The organism is Methylophilus sp. DMC16, from assembly GCF_056314045.1.
The window spans coordinates 623,219-640,762 of record NZ_JBQUZC010000001.1 but is presented as its reverse complement, the minus strand read 5'-3'; the positions used below and the strand labels follow the sequence as shown (position 1 = coordinate 640,762).

Below are 17,544 nucleotides of genomic sequence, written 5' to 3'. Positions count from 1 at the left end.
ATGGCATGCCCACTGGCACACCTTTTATTTTGAATGTTTCTTTCGATACCCATCAAGGTAACGCCCGATACGTGTCATGGCCTCGGTCAGGTCGTCCACATTAGGCAGGAAGACTACACGGAAGTGGTCTGGCGACTTCCAGTTAAAACCGGTCCCCTGTACCAGCAGCACTTTTTCTTCGAGCAGCAAGTCGAGAATAAATTGCTGGTCATCCGCAATCGGATACATATTGGCATCCAGCTTGGGGAACAAATACATGGCAGCCTGGGGTTTGACACAGGTCACCCCCGGCATCGCGGTCAACATGTCATAGGCCAGATCACGCTGTTTGCACAGCCGGCCACCGGGGGCCACCAGGTCGTTGATACTCTGATACCCACCCAGTGCAGTCTGGATCGCCAGTTGGCCGGGCACATTGGCGCATAAGCGCATAGAGGCCAGCATATTCAGGCCTTCGATGTAGTCTTTGGCGTCTTTTTTGTCGCCTGAAATAACCATCCAGCCAGACCGGTAACCACAAGCCCGGTAGTTCTTGGACAAGCCATTGAAGGTCACAAACAATACATCATCGGCCAGAGAGGCAATAGAAGTATGTGTATTGCCGTCGTACAAGACCTTGTCGTAAATTTCATCGGCAAAAATCACCAGACCGTGATGGCGGGCGATCTCAATAATGCCTTCTAGCGTCTCTTTAGGGTACAAGGCACCGGTGGGGTTATTGGGGTTGATAATCACAATACCTTTGGTATTAGCATTGATTTTGTTCTCAATATCCTCAAGGTCAGGCAACCAGCCAGACTGCTCATCACACACATAATGCCGTGCGGTGCCGCCAGCCAGATTGACGGCCGCCGTCCACAGTGGATAATCGGGCATGGGTACCAGAATCTGGTCACCATTATTGAGCAAGCCTTGCATAGCCATGACAATCAGCTCGGACACGCCGTTGCCAATAATAATGTCGTCTATGGTCACGCCAGTAATATTCTTTTGCTGGGTGTAATGCATGATGGCTTTACGCGCGGCAAACAACCCTTTGGAATCGGTATAGCCAGAGGCCTGATCCATATTATGAATCACGTCCTGAACAATTTCTTCTGGTGCATTGAAACCGAACGGCATCGGGTTACCGATATTCAGCTTGATAATGCGCTGCCCGTCTTCCTCCATCTGGCGTGCGCGCTGTAATACAGGGCCGCGGATGTCGTAACAGACATTACTGAGTTTGCTGGATTTATTGACTGGCTGCATAGCGGATTAACAAACACATCTGGCGTGTGTTAAGCTCTTAAAGTAAAACTTTCATTCTACCTGCAAACCCTTGCTACATCAATGAACCTAGTACGCGGCATCGGGTCTGGATTGGATAGTCCTTGCACATTCAGCCACCTCACAATTGAGCTTCAAACTTATGAAACTACATCTGCATACCGGTGAACAGCAATACCAGATTCATGGCGTCGATAGCGATGCGGTGACCATCAATCAGCAGCGCTATCCACAACCAGTCATTGTCAGCGATCAAGCACTGCGCACTGACTGGTTTCATGGCCCATGGGAAAAGCTGGACGCTCAAGCTTTATCACTCATTCTAGAGTTCAAACCAGAAGTCGTGTTATTGGGGACGGGAGACAAACAGCGCTTTATTCACCCCAAACATCTGCAGCCCTTTTTATCTGAACTGATCGCTGTGGAATGCATGACCACTGCAGCCGCTTGCCGTACCTTCAACATTTTGAGCGCAGAAAACAGAAAAGTCGTGGCTGCCCTACTTCTTGAAAAACATCTGTCGGACGCAAGTTAGCCGCTTACTGCGGCTTGAGCGTCACGCTTAGCCCCTCAGGGGTGACTTTGAGTTGATCGGGTTGATACTTTCTACCGGCATAACTCAAATCTTCCGGCTTCACTTCATATAGCACGACCTGCTTAAACCATTGCCGACCTATGTCTTTAGCCAACTGCTGGGCGAGGTTGCTCCACTCACTGCCGGCACCATCCAGCTGTAACGAATCCACCTCAGGCTGATCCAGCACCACCGCCTGTTGCGCCTGATCAAACCGCAACAAACCGGAGAGACCGAGTTTGCCGGTCGCAGAGTTAGCCAGCAAATCGCTACGGACATTCGCATCCATCAAGGCATGTATGCGGCCAGAGCCAGGCTCGACCGACACGAGTGCATTAGAAAGCTGAAGATGAAATATACGCATAAGCGTGATCGGTTTTTCCAGTTTTCGATTCAACTTTTGCTGTAATTGTGCCGTATTAATATGCAAGGTGCGCTCGCCCAGACTCACACAGTGCGAGAGGAGTAACACTAGCAAAACACTGAGGCAAAGCCCGATTAATTGACGCATTTGTAAGCCCTATTTAACACTTGTAACATTCAACAAAAATCGAAAACACTTCACAGAGGATACGATAAGATCGTGCGCTATGGGAATTAAACATCGCCTCCAGCCTGGATTTACATTGGTAGAAATGATTGTGGTCATGCTGATTCTATCAGCGCTGGCTGTGACTGCCTATGCACGTATTTCTCAGGTCGACTCACAGGCCAGACAAGCCAGCTTGTCAGCCTTCAAAGCTAACGTACAAGCGACTGCCATCATGGCCAAAGGCGTATGCATGTCCGATCCGCAATGTGACAGCCAGCAAGTGGCACCGTCAACCACGATAGAGGGCAATGTTATTTACTTCAGCCAAAGCTATCCTGTCGGCTGGCTGGGCAATAGTGATGGTGCAGGCACCCTCAACCAGTTACTAGACACTGGGAAATTTGCTATCCAGCCATCCCTGTCAGATCGTGAGCATGCCACCTATTATTTGCAAGGGGCCAGAAACAGCGCACACTGCAAGCTGGAATATATCCTGGCCTCCGGTGCAAACAGCACTCAGCCTCTGACGATCCAGACAGACAGTAGCGGTTGCTAATAACACCTCCAACAAGCGCCAAAAATAAAAAAGCCGTGTGTTGAAATCACACACGGCTATATACAGCTCAACCCAAGCTTAAAGATGTTTGGTTGACAAGGTCAATGTGGCGTTGGTGCCACCAAAACCAAAGCTGTTAGAAAGTGCGGTTTGCACCTTGGCAGATGGAATGGCCTGACGCACAATATTCAAGCCCTCAGCCGCCGGGTCCAGATGATCAATATTGGCAGAGGCCGCAATAAATCCGTGCTGCATCATCAGCAAGGTATAAATGGCTTCATTCACACCGGCGGCCCCAAGCGCATGACCAGACAGTGATTTGGTGGAGGCAATCGCTGCCCGGCTTTGCGTGCCAAAAACAGCGCGAATGGCTTCAAGCTCTTTGGTATCACCAACCGGGGTGCTAGTCCCATGCGTATTGATGTAATCAATATCGTCCGGACTAATCCCTTGCAGGGCTTGCTGCATACAGCGCACCGCCCCTTCGCCACTAGGGGCGACCATGTCGTAGCCGTCAGAGGTTGCTCCATAACCGATCACTTCAGCATAAATCTGCGCACCGCGGGCTTTGGCATGTTCGTACTCTTCAAGCACGACAATGCCGCCTCCACCGGAGATGACAAAGCCATCCCTATCCACATCGTAAGTACGGGAAGCTTTTTCAGGCGTCTCGTTATACTTGCTCGACAAGGCGCCCATGGCATCAAACAGATAACTCATGGTCCAGTGCTCTTCTTCGCCGCCGCCAGCAAACACGATATCCTGTTTACCCAATTGAATTTGCTCTACACCGGCGCCGATACAGTGGGCACTGGTTGAACAGGCAGAACTGATGCCGTAATTGACGCCCTTGATTTTCGCCCCGGTCGCCAAGCAGGCAGCAATGCCACTGCTCATGGTTTTGGTGACCATGTAAGGTCCCACACGACGAATCCCTTTTTCAGCCAGTGTATTGGTGCCTTCCAGCATACTCTCGGTGGAGGTCCCCCCGGCACCGACAATAAGGCCGGTACGCACATTGGACACCAGTTCCGCTGGCAGTTGCGCATCAGCAATCGCTTCCTGCATGGCCAACCAGGCATAAGCATGGCCTTTGGCCATAAAACGCAACAACTTACGGTCAATCAGGGCTTCGATATCCAAATTTTTAATCGAACCCGCCACGTGCGAGCGCAAACCGCGCTCGGCATACTCCGGCTGATAGCTTATGCCAGAGCGCCCGGCTTTCAGGCTCTCCAGCACTTCTTGTTTGTTATTACCGAGACTTGATACGATACCAAATCCTGTAATCACTACGCGACGCATTGCGCCTCCCTTAAACTTCAAAAAACGGTCACGAATACTAAAAATGATCCGTACTAAAAATTGTCTGTGGTGGTAAACAGCCCAACACGCAAATCGCTGGCAGAATAAATCTCACGACCATCCACCTCCATCCGTGCATCTGCAATCCCCATCACAAGTTTGCGCATGATCACGCGTTTTAAATCAATGTGATAACGCACCAACTTGGCCTTGGGCAGGACTTGACCGGTAAACTTCACCTCGCCTGAACCCAGCGCGCGGCCACGTCCAGGCCCACCTTTCCAACCCAGAAAAAAGCCTACCAGCTGCCACATCGCATCCAGACCCAAACAGCCTGGCATCACAGGGTCTCCGGTGAAGTGGCATTCAAAAAACCACAGGTCAGGACGGATATCCAGCTCAGCAATAATTTCGCCCTGGCCATATTTTCCACCTTCATCAGAAATCTTTACGATCCGGTCAAACATCAGCATAGGAGGCAGTGGCAATTGCGCGTTGCCTTCACCAAACATTTCGCCGCGACCGCAAGACAGCAACTCCTCTTTACTGAAACTACTTTTTCTAGTCATGTATTTTTAGATTTTTAGTATAAAACAATATTTTCGCCGGAAATTGCGTTTAGTGAAAGCTTTTTGTCACGCAAAGACTATACAGACCTGTATACTTTTCTTCAAAACACAGGTAACATTCCCAAAATTGTTACTGAATTTTACATATTAAAAACCGGCTGTCTGACGGGGTTTAAAAAAGGATTCGTGATTTTTTCACCCCGTTAAAGTTACAATTTAGTTACAATCAGAATCACTTAATACATTCAAATCATCAGGAAATCAGGCATGCAAGAACAACAACTCAACGATTGGCGTACCCATGCGCTCACACTCGAGTCAGAAGTCAACAAAGTGGTCGTCGGTCAGGAAACCCCGGTACGCCTGATTACCACGGCCGTGTTTGCGCGTGGCCATGTGCTGCTGGAAGGTGATGTGGGCGTTGGCAAAACCACCTTGCTGCGCGCATTCACCCGTGGCATTGGCGGTGGCTACCAGCGAATTGAAGGCACCATCGACCTGATGCCGAATGATTTGGTGTATCACACTTATTTGGGCGAAGATGGCAAACCTCATGTCAGCCCCGGTCCGCTGCTGATGTCAGGCCAGGACTTGTCGATCTTCTTCTTTAACGAGATCAACCGCGCGCGACCACAAGTGCACTCCCTCATGTTGCGCGTGATGGCGGAACGGACACTGACCGCGTTTAACAAAGAACATCACTTCCCGCACATGCTGGTGTTTGCTGACCGCAACCAGGTAGAGCGTGAAGAAACCTTTGATATTCCTTCAGCAGCGCGCGACCGTTTCATGATGGAAATTCCAATCGTGGTGCCGCCTGCACACGACATTATGGAATCCCTGATTTTTGATACGCGCTTTCATGATGTAGACCAACTGATTTCAAATGTGCCAGCCGACATCCTCCAGTTTGACCAGCTAAACAGTTTTGCCAAGGTAATCCAGGAAAACATTCAGGCCAGCCCTGCCCTGCGCAAATATGCACTTGACCTGTGGCTGGCCACCAAAGATCCGGTTGCCTATGGCGTCAAGGTCTCCAACGTAGACATGAAGCGCCTGGTACTGAGTGGCGCAAGCCCGCGCGGGATGGGTATGCTGCTGCGTGCCGCCCGCGTCAATGCCTGGCTCAATAACCGCGCTGCAGTGATACCGGAAGATATCCATGCCGTGTTCCATGAAACCATTGCCCACCGCCTGGTCTTTAGCCCGGTCTACGAAATGCGCCGGACTGAAATCGCCCGCGAATTGCTGTCTGGTATCGTTCACGCAATCGCTGCCCCTTAACGGATGGTGTACGAATTCACAAATAACGAGTACTGAAAAGTGATGCAGACAATTAAGGAATTCAGCTACCACATCGGCTGGCGTTCGCGCGCACGTCGCCCTGGCCGCCACAAGAGCAATCAGCGTGGCATGGGGATGGAGTTTCGCGGTCATACCACGCTGCTGTCCTATCCTGACCCGCGCCGGATTGACATCCGCCAAACCATACGTGACCCCATGGAGCAGGTTTATGTGCGTATTTTTAACCAGAAAAGCGCCACGCCTGTGTTTGTCCTGTGTGATATGTCGGGCTCAATGCAATACGGCACACCGCATACCAAACTGGTGACTGCGGCTGAAATTACCCGCTCGGTCGCCCAATCGGCTTGCCGCAATACGGATCCTGTTGGCTTTATCGGCTTTGATGATGATTTGCATGACGCGTGGCTGTCTACGTTGTCTTCACGGCCACACAGCATGTTTGACCTGGCTGACCGCCTTGAAAACCATTTACCCAATGAGGTCGGTGCCGCCGCCCTGCTGGAAAGCGTCAGGTTGTTACCACGCGAGCGATCCCTGATTTTCATGGTGTCCGATTTCCATATGCCGCTGGAACAACTGGAAGCCGCGCTGGTGCTCATGCTTCGTCATCATATTGTGCCAGTCGTGTTATGGAATAGCACTGAATACAAGCAGTTGCCGGAATTTGGCATCACCAGTATCAATGACCCTGAAACCGGCGAGCGGCGCACGCTGTTTTTACGTGCCTCCTACCGTCAACGCATCCTGGAAGCGTTCGCGGCCCGTCGCCAGGCCATTGAAGATATTTTTATGAGATTTGATATGCAGCCCTTTTTTGTGGAAGACCAATTCGATGCCGATTTACTGACCGAATACTTCCATCAATACGTGCCTGCCTGAGGAAAGCGACCCATGAAAGCGCGCCACCATCTTTTATCTTTAGTGTTAGCGGCCAGCCTGTTGTCTGCCTCACTCAACAGTGTTGCCGATGTAATTTTGCCATCCGTTGACAATAAATTTGTCAGTGTCCAGGAAATCAACCCGACCCGCGATGCCGGCTTTTTCGTCGGTGACAAGCTGCAACGGACCATGATCCTGACCGTCAAGCAACCTTACGAATTGATCAAGGAGTCGCTACCGATTGTCGGTTATGAGCACCGTTATCGTGGCCAGGTTTCTGGCATTGAATTGACGGCAATTGACATGAAGGAAGCCCATGAGCGACAACAGACCGTGTATACGATACATCTCGAATATCAGGTCTTCAAATCTGGTCGCGTGGTCAAGCCCGCCATTCTCAGAGGCGAAATCGTCAAGCTTCGCCAGCAAGGCAGTCAGGACATCAAGCAATTCCGCATGCCCTCGTTTAACTTCAGGACCTCGCCCCTCTCTGTGTATGGCGAAGTCAACCTGAAGAATGAAATGAGCCCGTTTGTCGCCCCCTTAAAACTGCATGCAGACAAAGAATGGCTGGCGCTAAAGGTGGCGACTGGTGTGCTGGCCGTCTGTTTGCTGGGCTTAGTCTACATTTTGGCGGCCAATACCTGGTTACCGCGCATGGGCGGTGCTTTTGCCAAAGCCTACCGCAAGCTTGGCAAACTGCCGGACGACGCGCAAGGTCTGCAACAGGCCATTTCCACGGTACATGAAGCATTGCATCAGGTGGCGGGGCACAGCGTATTTGGTAATGGTATCGAGCATTTTTTGCAGCAAAAACCTGGTTTTACCCCTGCCAGGCCAGAAATTGAACGTTTTTTTGCCTTGTCTCGCCAAGTATTTTTTGACGCCAGCACTCCGCTAGAACTGGGCATCCCACCACGTGAATGGCTGAAAAAATTCTGTAGGCACATGCGCGACTGCGAACGCGGCTTGAAGCCAGAGGTACATGCATAATGGCTTTTACCCATCCCTGGCTGTTGTGGGCACTCCCCTTGGCGCTGTTACCATTATTGCTAGATCGTTCCCATAGTAAACATTACTCCTGGGTGAGCCTGTTGCCACCGGACCCGCTGTCCAGAACCATCGGTTTTTTACTCAAGGTCTTGGCCGTCATTAGCATCGTCTTCATTATTTTGGGCCTGGCCGGCCCACATAGTCTGGAGCAACAGGTGGAGCGGACCGGCATAGGTGCGCAGATCGGCCTGGTGCTGGACCGCAGCGCGAGTATGGACGACCCGTTTGCCGGAGACAAAGATGGCAATGTCGGTGAAACCAAATCGGTCGCAGCCGCACGTATCATGACCAAATTTGTGCAAAGCCGCCAGAACGACATGATGGGTCTGATTACCTTTAGTAACTCAGCCATGTATGTGTTACCCCTGACTGAAAATAAAGAAGCGATTTTGTCTGCCATTCAGGCGACTGCCGGCAACTCGCTGTTTCAAACCAATATTGGCGGCGGTTTGACCAGTGCGGTTGAATTGTTCAAGGATATGCCGGACTCCGGCTCTCGCGTGATTATCCTGATTTCTGATGGTGCAGGACGCGTCAGTGACATGGTGCAACAGAAGCTGCGTGACTGGCTGCAACGCTACAACATCGGCTTGTACTGGATTGTATTGCGCCAGCCAGGTGGCATTACCATCTTCGATCCCAAATATACGGCCAGTGGCTACGACGGCCCCATGCCAACCGAAGTGTTGCTGTATCAGTTCTTCCAGACGCTGCGTACCCCGTTTAGCGCCTATGAAGCCGCAGATCCCAAGTCACTGGAAGCGGCGATTGCCGATATCAACAGCAAAGAAAAAAAACCGATTCAATATCTGGAAAAAATCCCCGGCCATGATTACACCAATGTGTGTTACTGGGTGGCTTTCGTCATGATTGCACTCTTGCTGGCGGTTAAATATTTGGAGATTCATACATGGCGCTCAGCGTAAATAAACTTGTGATTGGACTGGTCGTGGTCGCTACCGTGGCCGCAGGTACCATTACTTATAGCTGGCAACGCATCAAGCAAGTCGAAGCCTTTAATCAAGCCGTGGCGACAGCTAAAAGTCCACAAACGGACCAGCAAAGTTTCGAAGCCAAGTATGCAGTCGCCTACTGGTTAGGCAAAAATGAGCGTTACAAGGAGTCCACACTTTTGTTTACCAAGCTCATCGAACAAGCCAATGCCAGTCAGCGCGCGGCCATTCTGCACAATGTGGGTAATATGTTTTTCATGCGTGCAATCCAAATGACGGGCGGCAATGACAACAGCACACGTGATGAGATTGAATACCTGTTGTCGCAAGCGGCCACCTCTTATAAATCAGCGCTCAAAGCAGATAACAGCAACTGGGGCACACGCCGCAACTATGACCGCGTTCTTGGCTTGCTGCCAGAAAAACCCACGCCAGGTGTAGGCGAATCTGACAATCCCGGGTTGATCATGGGCAACATTCCCAACGGATTGCCATAACAGGCGGCGATTTTCTCTGGCTCTGGATCTGAACATATTGACTGGCATGGCATGAAAATCTGGCTAAGACACTTTATCAAACATCGCGACACGGCGCTGCTCGCCTTGGCACTGCTCTTTCTGCTGGGAGCAATTTTACGACCCAGCATCCCGTTTAAACATAATATCTATGCCTATTTTCTGGTTGCAGATATTTCGCAAAGCATGAATGCAGAGGACATGATGCTGCATGGCAAAAAAGTCACGCGCATGGCCTATATGCAAAACATGATGCATGAAGTGGTGGCTTCATTGCCATGTGGCACCAAAGTCAGCATCGGCATGTTTGCAGGTAACTCGGTCGCCGCCATGTATGCACCGATTGAGGTATGCCGTAATTTTGCCGCAATCCAGGACACCATTGCCCATCTGGACTGGCGTATGGCGTGGTCAGGTAACAGCCGGGTGCGTGAAAGCCTGTTTGTGACCGCGAAAGTGGTGCGTGCCATGCCTGAGCCGGCGCAAGTGCTGTATTTTACCGATGGCGAAGAAGCCCCTAAACTGCACGCCTTCAACACCAAAAACCTCGATGAATTTCAAGGCGGTGATGACTGGCTGTTTGTTGGCATCGGTACCGATGAAGGCGTGGCGATTCCCAAGCTGAGCCAGGATAATCAGGTCATTGGCTACTGGTCTAATGAAAGTTTTGCCATGCAGCCTGGTATCGCACAGATCTCCGAAAGCACTTTGGGCGTGCGCGACGATAACGTCGCATTTGGTGACCATGACCGCTATGTCTCCAAACTGGCCAGCGAATATCTGGAAAACCTGACCAAAGAAATTGGCGCAAAATTCATCAAAGGTGACAGCACCTATACCGTCCTCAAAGCCATGAAGGAGCAAAAACCGGCCCGCCGCGATATTGCTCCCTTACCATTGGATTGGCTACTGGCCAGCCTAGCAGGCTTATGTATACTCGCGACCTATGCGAGCCATCACCCTTGGCGGCAAATCAAGCAGAATCTGCATCTTTACCGTCGTGAGATTCAATCCAGATTTTTTGTAAAAAGCGAGGCCGTCGCCCACGACAACCATTTTCAATAACCGTTAACGCCTCGCCCCTCTGACATCCTAGGCCAGCGATGCAGGCAAACAGAAGACCTGACCATGCACAAAAAATGGCTACCCTTTTGCCTGAAACATCGCGACACCCTGCTGCTAGGCATTGCCCTGATGCTTTTACTCGGGGCGGCCTTGCGGCCTTCAATACCGATTAAGCGGAATATCCATACTTACCTGCTGATAGCAGATATCACGCAAAGTATGAATGTGGTCGATATGTCGCTCGATCATGCCCCTGCCAGCCGTCTCGATTACACCAAACGCATGATGCATGACATCATCGCCCAACTGCCCTGTCAGACCCGCATCAGTATCGGCCTGTTTGCAGGCGATGCGGTAGCCGCCCTTTATACGCCCCTGCATGTCTGCAAACACTTTTCAGCTATACAGCAGACCATAGACCATCTCGATTGGCGCATGGCCTGGACCGGCAACAGTCAGTTACGCCAAAGCGTGCCGATGGCAGCAAAACTATTGCGGCAAATGCCTGAGGCAACCAAAGCCGTCATTTTTACTGATGGCGATGAAGCGCCCCTGTTGCATGCCTTTAACACGCGTAACCTCAAAGACTTTCAGGGCTCGGACGACTTTTACTTTGTCGGCGTCGGGACAGACCAAGGGGCTGGCATTCCCAAGCTGACAGAAAACAATCAGATGATAGGCTACTGGTCGAATGAAAGCTTCGCCGTCCAGCCTAATATCGCGCAGGTCACCGCCAGTAAAAGCAGTGGACGTGATGACAGCGTGGCTGTCTCGGACTATGACCGCTATATTTCCAGACGGGCGTCGGCCTATTTGAAAAAACTGTCTGAAGAAATTGGCGCGCAATACCTGGATGGCGATGACCCCCACCATGTATTGCAACATATCCAAAAACACAGCTCGCCACGTTATGAAATTGTGGCATACCCGATAGACTGGATACTCGCCACCTTGTCTGCGGTATGCATCGTCAGCGCCTATCTCAACCAGGACTCCAAACGACAGCTCACGCATACACTACGCAAACGATTTACCAAGTTGAGGCAGACGCGCTTGTTTAAAGCTAGACACGATGTCGCACACGACAATCACTTTTAAGCATGGGCCATTCAAGCCTGTCCCCAACGCAACCAGACGCGCAAAGCCGTCAAGCTTGCCCTGTCGGCCTGGTCAGGGAGCACTAGCATACGCTGCGTGCGCAAGATGGGTTCAGTTGCTGCCTCATGCAGCGGTTGCAGCTGCATATGCAAGACCAGGCACCACGGATGCACAACGCTATCAGGGAGCACGCTGACCTGATAGACCTGTCCCGTGCGGTTCACGACAGTCATCTGCCCATACACATCCACACGCAGTCTCTGGATACTGTGTTTCCCAAAAGTTGCCGCCAGTTGCGTCCAGTGCCAGCCACTTGCCAGTCCATAGACAGCCGTTGCACTCAACGCCCAGACAAACGCTAATTTCCACCACAGGCAGGCCATCACCAGCATTGAAAATAAGCACCACCAGCCCCATAAAAGATATGATGGTCGTAAGCGCAGATCAATTTCAGTTGATAAAATAGCTTTTTTCATTGCATGAACCAGGGCAAAGCCGCGCAAGCGACTCTGGCCCAGAAGGAAAACCGAGTTATGTCCAATCCAGCCACCGCATGGCAAACGTTTTTAATCTCGCAAGGGGCGCACTTCAATTCACAAGGTGAAGCCAGCTTTCCCATAGAAAAGGCCTCTGCGCAACTATTTGACCTGTCGGGCAATGGCCTGATCGCCATCAGCGGTGCAGACAGCCAGACCTTTTTGCAGGGCCAGGTCACCAATGATATTAAACTGCTCGCCCAAGGTGCGCAATTCAATGGTTATTGCACGCCCAAAGGCCGCTTGCTGGCGCTGTTCTACACCTTTACTGTTGAGGATGTCATTTACTTGCAATGTCCGCGTGCCTTGGTGCCAGACCTGGTGAAACGCTTGCGCATGTATGTGCTCCGCAGCAAGGTGGTGGTAGAGGATGCCAGTGAGCGCCTGTACAGCCTGGGATTGGCGAGTGATGCGCTTGCGAGCACATTGACTGGCCTGCCCGCGGATCCGCATCAACTGGCCCAAACCGAGCTGGGGACGCTGATCCGCCTCGCTGACGCTGGCACACAACAACGCGCCCAGCTGATTGTCGCTGCCGACAAGGCTGAAACCGTTTGGCAATCGCTGCGCGCGACCTTCACCCCAAGCAGCACGGCTCACTGGGAAGCGCTTGAAATTCAGGCGGGGATTCCGCAAGTTTACCCAGCCACTAAAGAACAGTTTGTCCCACAAATGGTCAATCTGGATGCATTAAATGGCATCAACTTTAAGAAAGGCTGCTATACCGGCCAGGAGATCGTTGCCCGCACGCACTATCTGGGCAAGGTCAAGCGCCGCACATTGCTGGCACAGCTGCCTAAAACCGCCCAAGTACCACTGGCAGGCGACACCTTGCAGGATGCCCAGACACAAGACGCGGGTCAACTGGTGCGCGTTGCGCCCGATGCCTTGAGTGGCGGCTGGTGGGTATTGGCAGAATGCCGACTGGAAGCCAAAGAGGCCGGAGAGATTCTCTGGCAAGGTCAGCCCTTGCTGTTTAAAGAATTACCGTATCCCTTGCCCTAATGTACAGGGTCAATAAAAATAAAAAAGGCGCTTGTGAAGCGCCTTTTTTATTGGGACGGTTGCGCCGGGATCACAGGCGCTGCATCTGTTGGCTTGGCAGCAGCATCGGTATGGCTCTTGCTGGCTGAAGATTTGTTCTGAATCACCTGAAAAAATACTTCGTCCTGCTTCACCAGGCCCAGCTCACTGCGTGCCCGCTCTTCAATCGCAGATTGACCCTGCTTGAGATCGCGCACTTCAGCGCGCAGGGTTTCATTGCGTTGCCGATAATAATCGTTACGCTTTTGGTGCGCCTCAATCTGCTGTGAATATTGCCATACGCGCAACCAACTGCCCTTGCCCAGCCACAACGGATATTGCAGCAGGGCAATCAGGACCACTAATACAACTGTCAGTTTACGCACCGTGGCCCAAAATCAGTTATTTGAACAACTGATAGAAAGCAGACAAGCCAGCGTAGCTGGTAGCATCGCCCAACTCTTCTTCAATACGCAGCAACTGGTTGTACTTGGCAACGCGCTCTGAACGGCACAGGGAACCCGTCTTGATTTGCAAGGCATTGGTCGCCACAGAGATGTCGGCAATCGTGGTATCTTCGGTTTCGCCAGAGCGGTGTGACACTACGGCCGTGTAGTTGGCACGTTTTGCCATCTCGATAGTCTGGAAAGTTTCAGTCAAGGTACCAATCTGGTTGACTTTGATCAGCACAGAGTTGGCCACGCCTTTCTGGATGCCTTCACGCAGGATTTTTGGGTTGGTCACAAACAGGTCATCGCCGACCAACTGTGTGGATTTACCCAAGCGTTGTGTCAACAGGTCCCAGCCCTCCCAGTCAAACTCGCTCATACCATCTTCAATGGTGATGATAGGATACTTGTCGGCCAAGGTAGCCAGGTAGTCACAGAACTGGGCAGAGGTCAGTGCAGCGCCTTCTGACTCGAGGTGGTATTTACCATCACGATAGAATTCGGTACTGGCGCAATCCAGGCCCAGGTAAATATCTTTGCCTGGCTCATAGCCAGCTGCTTCGATGGACTCCATGATCAGCTGCAAGGCAGACTCGTTGGAAGGCAAGTTAGGTGCAAAACCACCTTCATCGCCCACGGTTGTCGCCAAGCCTTTGGCATGCAAGGTTTTCTTCAGTGCATGGAACACTTCTGCACCCGCACGCAAGGCTTCACGGAAGCTTGGCAAGCCTGCTGGCACAATCATGAATTCCTGAATATCCACAGAGTTGTCTGCGTGTGCACCACCGTTGATGATGTTCATCATAGGCGTTGGCAATTGCATGAACGCAGAACCACCCAGGTAACGATACAGTGGCAAACCGCTTTCTTCAGCCGCCGCACGTGCACAGGCCATGGACACGCCCAAAATCGCATTTGCACCCAGACGGTCTTTGTTCTCGGTACCATCCAGCTCAATCAGCGTCTTGTCGATAAAACTTTGCTCTTCAGCATCCAGGCCAATGATCGCTTCGGTAATTTCCGTGTTGACGTTCTCAATCGCGTTCAATACGCCTTTGCCCAGGTAACGGCTTTTATCGCCATCCCGCAGTTCCACGGCTTCTTTGGTACCGGTAGATGCGCCTGAAGGCACTGCCGCACGACCAATCACCCCGCTTTCCAGCAAAACGTCGACTTCAACCGTCGGGTTGCCACGGGAATCCATAATCTCGCGGGCGATAATATCTACAATAGCGCTCATGATTTATCCTTATCTAAGATGAAAAAAATTATAGGGTTTGTTCTGCGAAACCGGCTTTTTTGACCAGCTTGTCGAGATCGACCAGCAAGTGCAGCAAGTCCTCCATTTTGCCCAAGGGCCAGGCGTTCGGGCCATCAGACAAAGCTTGGCTCGGGTCAGGATGCGTTTCCATAAAGACGCCGGCAATACCACTTGCCACTGCTGCACGTGCCAACACCGGCACAAACTCACGCTGACCGCCACTCTTCTCGCCCTGCCCGCCTGGTTGCTGGACAGAATGGGTGGCATCAAATACCACTGGACACTGTGTTTCACGCATAATCGCCAAACCACGCATGTCAGAAACCAGCGTGTTATAGCCAAACGAAGCACCGCGTTCGCAAACCATAATATTGTCGGCACCACCGTTGGCTTCTTTAGCCTTGTTGACCACTTGTTTCATGTCACCAGGGGCTAAAAACTGGCCTTTTTTGATATTGACCGGCTTGCCAGACTGGGCACAAGCGACGATAAAGTCGGTCTGACGGCACAGAAAAGCCGGGGTTTGCAACACATCCACCACCGCGGCCACATGAGGCACCTGTTCTTCGGTATGCACGTCGGTCAAGATCGGTACACCGATCTGGGCACGCACTTCGTCCAGAATTTTCAGGCCCTCTTCCATGCCAAAACCACGAAAAGTCTTGGTCGAACTACGGTTGGCTTTGTCGTAAGAAGATTTATAAATAAATGGCACCCCCACGCGGGCAGCCATCTCTTTTAACTGGCCAGCCGTATCAATTGCCATTTGTTTGGATTCAATGACGCAGGGGCCCGCGATCAGAAACAGAGGATGTTCGAGACCAACGTCAAAACCACATAATTTCATTCAACATTCCTTATTTTTTGGATGCTTTTTGTGCCAGCGCAGCCTGCACATAGGCTTTAAACAATGGATGACCCGCACGCGGGTTAGACGTAAACTCGGGGTGGAACTGGCACGCGACAAACCACGGATGCACAGACTGTGGCAACTCAATCATTTCACACAATTCTTCACGCGGCGTGCGTGCAGAAATGACCAGACCGGCGTCTTTCAACTGGTCCACATAGTGGTTGTTGACTTCATAGCGGTGACGGTGACGCTCATTAACTTCGCTGCCGTAAATGCTGGCGGCCAACGTGTTCGGCACAATCGGACAGCTTTGCGCACCCAGACGCATGGTGCCACCGAGATCGGAGTGTTCATCACGCTTCTCGATCTTGCCGGAAGCATCTTGCCACTCGTCAATCAGACCAATCAATTTATGCTCGGTGCCAGGGTTAAATTCAGTGCTGTTCGCATCCTTAAGCCCTGCGACATTACGCGCATACTCAATCACGGCCAATTGCATGCCCAGGCAGATACCCAGGTAAGGCACTTTGTTTTCACGCGCATACCGAATAGCCGCAATCTTGCCTTCGGTACCACGTACGCCAAAGCCGCCAGGAATCAGGATCGCATCCATGCCTTTGAGACTATCGGTGCCACTTTTCTCAATGTCTTCGCTATCGATGTAGTGAATCTTGACCTTGGACTCGGTGTGAATACCGGCGTGTATTAGCGCTTCGGTCAGCGACTTGTATGACTCGGTCAAATCGACATACTTACCGACAAATGCGATATCGACAATCTCTTTGGGATTGGCTTGCGCGTGAGTAATTTTTTGCCAGGCAGACAAATCCGCTGCTTTGGCAAGAATATTCAGTTTGTGGCAAACAATCTCATCCAGCATTTGCGCGTGCAACAGGCCGGGGATTTTATAAATCGAATCGCTATCAATGGCACTAATCACCGCCTCAAAAGCCACATTGGTGAACAAAGCAATCTTGCGTTTTTCGTCTTCAGGGATTTCACGCTCGGCGCGGCACATCAAAATATCCGGCTGAATACCGATTTCGCGCAATTCTTTCACCGAGTGCTGGGTGGGTTTGGTTTTCAGCTCACCTGCGGTTGGAATCCATGGCAACAGGGTCAGATGGATATAACAGGCGTTGTTTCTGCCTTCTTCAATCCCCATCTGACGAATCGCTTCCAGAAACGGCAAGGACTCAATATCGCCGACCGTACCGCCCACTTCGACAATCGCCACATCCGCGCCTTCAGCACCACGTTTCACGTGTGCCTTGATTTCATCGGTAATATGTGGAATGACCTGTACGGTTTTACCCAGATATTCGCCACGGCGTTCTTTCTTGATCACCGTTTCGTAAATCTGGCCAGTAGTGAAGTTGTTACGCTTGGACATCTTGCTGCTGATAAAGCGCTCGTAATGACCAAGATCGAGATCGGTTTCCGCGCCGTCGTCGGTCACAAACACTTCGCCGTGCTGAAATGGCGACATGGTGCCGGGGTCAACGTTGATATAGGGATCAAGTTTCAGCATGGTCACTTTAATGCCACGCGATTCGAGAATGGCGCCGAGGCTGGCGGCCGCGATACCTTTTCCAAGAGAAGAAACAACACCGCCGGTTACGAATACATATTTGGTCATGGATCAGGTACTTTGAGATTGTTACAGACGGGAGAACATTTTACCGTAAAGCCCCCTCTCCCACAATGAAAGTCAGGCATTAAATCTGGCAGCGACTCGCCAAGGCCTGC

At 51.5% G+C, this 17,544-nt stretch carries 19 protein-coding genes; 10 read left to right on the top strand and 9 right to left on the bottom strand.

Annotation, left to right across the window (positions count from 1 at the left end):
* Nucleotides 1–24: 24 nt before the first annotated feature.
* Nucleotides 25–1,251, bottom strand: a complete 1,227-nt coding sequence (locus tag ACT53D_RS03160) for a pyridoxal phosphate-dependent aminotransferase (RefSeq protein ID WP_476154436.1) — start codon at nucleotides 1,249–1,251, stop codon at nucleotides 25–27.
* Nucleotides 1,252–1,411: 160 nt separating this feature from the next.
* On the opposite strand from ACT53D_RS03160, the gene ACT53D_RS03155 reads away from it, so the two are divergent.
* The gene (locus tag ACT53D_RS03155) at nucleotides 1,412–1,804 is read left to right on the top strand and encodes an Mth938-like domain-containing protein (RefSeq protein ID WP_476146656.1); all 393 of its coding nucleotides are present in this window, start codon (nucleotides 1,412–1,414) and stop codon (nucleotides 1,802–1,804) included.
* Nucleotides 1,805–1,808: 4 nt separating this feature from the next.
* Here ACT53D_RS03155 and ACT53D_RS03150 read toward each other — a convergent pair whose 3' ends face one another.
* Entirely contained in the window at nucleotides 1,809–2,354 is a 546-nt protein-coding gene (locus ACT53D_RS03150) for a DUF1439 domain-containing protein (protein WP_476154434.1), read from the bottom strand.
* A 79-nt stretch (nucleotides 2,355–2,433) separates the two neighbouring features.
* Here ACT53D_RS03150 and ACT53D_RS03145 point away from each other — a divergent pair, with 79 nt between their 5' ends.
* Nucleotides 2,434–2,931, top strand: a complete 498-nt coding sequence (locus ACT53D_RS03145) for a type II secretion system protein (protein ID WP_275355513.1) — start codon at nucleotides 2,434–2,436, stop codon at nucleotides 2,929–2,931.
* 78 nt (nucleotides 2,932–3,009) lie between these two features.
* On the opposite strand, the gene fabB is transcribed toward ACT53D_RS03145, so the two are convergent.
* Nucleotides 3,010–4,236: a beta-ketoacyl-ACP synthase I gene (gene fabB / locus ACT53D_RS03140; protein WP_338654416.1), complete on the bottom strand. Its 1,227-nt coding sequence runs from the start codon at nucleotides 4,234–4,236 to the stop codon at nucleotides 3,010–3,012.
* A gap of 53 nt (nucleotides 4,237–4,289) precedes the next feature.
* Nucleotides 4,290–4,805 carry a 3-hydroxyacyl-[acyl-carrier-protein] dehydratase FabA gene (gene fabA, locus ACT53D_RS03135; protein WP_194747833.1) on the bottom strand — a complete coding sequence of 172 codons (516 nt, stop codon included), beginning with the start codon at nucleotides 4,803–4,805 and terminating at the stop codon, nucleotides 4,290–4,292.
* Between the two features lie 267 nt (nucleotides 4,806–5,072).
* Here fabA and ACT53D_RS03130 point away from each other — a divergent pair, with 267 nt between their 5' ends.
* The 7 genes from ACT53D_RS03130 (at nucleotide 5,073) to ACT53D_RS03100 (ending at nucleotide 11,673) form a co-directional block, all read left to right on the top strand.
* A complete protein-coding gene (locus ACT53D_RS03130; protein ID WP_476154431.1) occupies nucleotides 5,073–6,089 on the top strand; it encodes an AAA family ATPase in 1,017 nt (338 codons plus the stop codon).
* Between the two features lie 42 nt (nucleotides 6,090–6,131).
* Nucleotides 6,132–6,989, top strand: coding sequence for a DUF58 domain-containing protein (locus tag ACT53D_RS03125; RefSeq protein ID WP_194747837.1), 858 nt, complete (start codon nucleotides 6,132–6,134; stop codon nucleotides 6,987–6,989).
* 12 nt (nucleotides 6,990–7,001) lie between these two features.
* Nucleotides 7,002–7,982 (top strand): hypothetical protein, encoded by a 981-nt coding sequence (locus ACT53D_RS03120; RefSeq protein ID WP_476154429.1) that lies wholly within the window; start codon nucleotides 7,002–7,004, stop codon nucleotides 7,980–7,982.
* Nucleotides 7,982–8,968: a vWA domain-containing protein gene (locus tag ACT53D_RS03115; RefSeq protein WP_476154427.1), complete on the top strand. Its 987-nt coding sequence runs from the start codon at nucleotides 7,982–7,984 to the stop codon at nucleotides 8,966–8,968. The genes ACT53D_RS03120 and ACT53D_RS03115 overlap by 1 nt, the downstream gene beginning before the upstream one ends.
* Nucleotides 8,953–9,492: a hypothetical protein gene (locus tag ACT53D_RS03110; protein WP_476154425.1), complete on the top strand. Its 540-nt coding sequence runs from the start codon at nucleotides 8,953–8,955 to the stop codon at nucleotides 9,490–9,492. The genes ACT53D_RS03115 and ACT53D_RS03110 overlap by 16 nt, the downstream gene beginning before the upstream one ends.
* 51 nt (nucleotides 9,493–9,543) lie before the next feature.
* Nucleotides 9,544–10,575 (top strand): vWA domain-containing protein, encoded by a 1,032-nt coding sequence (locus tag ACT53D_RS03105; protein WP_194747845.1) that lies wholly within the window; start codon nucleotides 9,544–9,546, stop codon nucleotides 10,573–10,575.
* 63 nt (nucleotides 10,576–10,638) lie between these two features.
* Nucleotides 10,639–11,673 carry a vWA domain-containing protein gene (locus ACT53D_RS03100; protein ID WP_275355525.1) on the top strand — a complete coding sequence of 345 codons (1,035 nt, stop codon included), beginning with the start codon at nucleotides 10,639–10,641 and terminating at the stop codon, nucleotides 11,671–11,673.
* 11 nt (nucleotides 11,674–11,684) lie between these two features.
* Here the strand turns inward: ACT53D_RS03100 and ACT53D_RS03095 are convergent, their stop codons facing one another.
* Nucleotides 11,685–12,149, bottom strand: coding sequence for a hypothetical protein (locus ACT53D_RS03095; RefSeq protein WP_338654425.1), 465 nt, complete (start codon nucleotides 12,147–12,149; stop codon nucleotides 11,685–11,687).
* 57 nt (nucleotides 12,150–12,206) lie between these two features.
* Between ACT53D_RS03095 and ygfZ the strand changes: the two genes are divergently transcribed.
* Complete coding sequence (gene ygfZ, locus ACT53D_RS03090; RefSeq protein ID WP_338654428.1) at nucleotides 12,207–13,214, top strand: CAF17-like 4Fe-4S cluster assembly/insertion protein YgfZ; 1,008 nt, start codon at nucleotides 12,207–12,209, stop codon at nucleotides 13,212–13,214.
* Nucleotides 13,215–13,261: 47 nt separating this feature from the next.
* Here the strand turns inward: ygfZ and ftsB are convergent, their stop codons facing one another.
* From ftsB to ACT53D_RS03070, 4 genes are read right to left on the bottom strand one after another with little or no spacing between them, the layout of a single operon-like run.
* A complete protein-coding gene (gene ftsB, locus ACT53D_RS03085; protein ID WP_338654430.1) occupies nucleotides 13,262–13,618 on the bottom strand; it encodes a cell division protein FtsB in 357 nt (118 codons plus the stop codon).
* A gap of 16 nt (nucleotides 13,619–13,634) precedes the next feature.
* Nucleotides 13,635–14,921 carry a phosphopyruvate hydratase gene (gene eno / locus ACT53D_RS03080; protein ID WP_194747853.1) on the bottom strand — a complete coding sequence of 429 codons (1,287 nt, stop codon included), beginning with the start codon at nucleotides 14,919–14,921 and terminating at the stop codon, nucleotides 13,635–13,637.
* Nucleotides 14,922–14,949: 28 nt separating this feature from the next.
* Nucleotides 14,950–15,789, bottom strand: coding sequence for a 3-deoxy-8-phosphooctulonate synthase (gene kdsA, locus ACT53D_RS03075; protein WP_194747855.1), 840 nt, complete (start codon nucleotides 15,787–15,789; stop codon nucleotides 14,950–14,952).
* 10 nt (nucleotides 15,790–15,799) lie between these two features.
* On the bottom strand, nucleotides 15,800–17,434 hold the full coding sequence (locus ACT53D_RS03070; RefSeq protein WP_194747857.1) for a CTP synthase: 1,635 nt from the start codon (nucleotides 17,432–17,434) through the stop codon (nucleotides 15,800–15,802).
* Nucleotides 17,435–17,544: the final 110 nt, after the last annotated feature.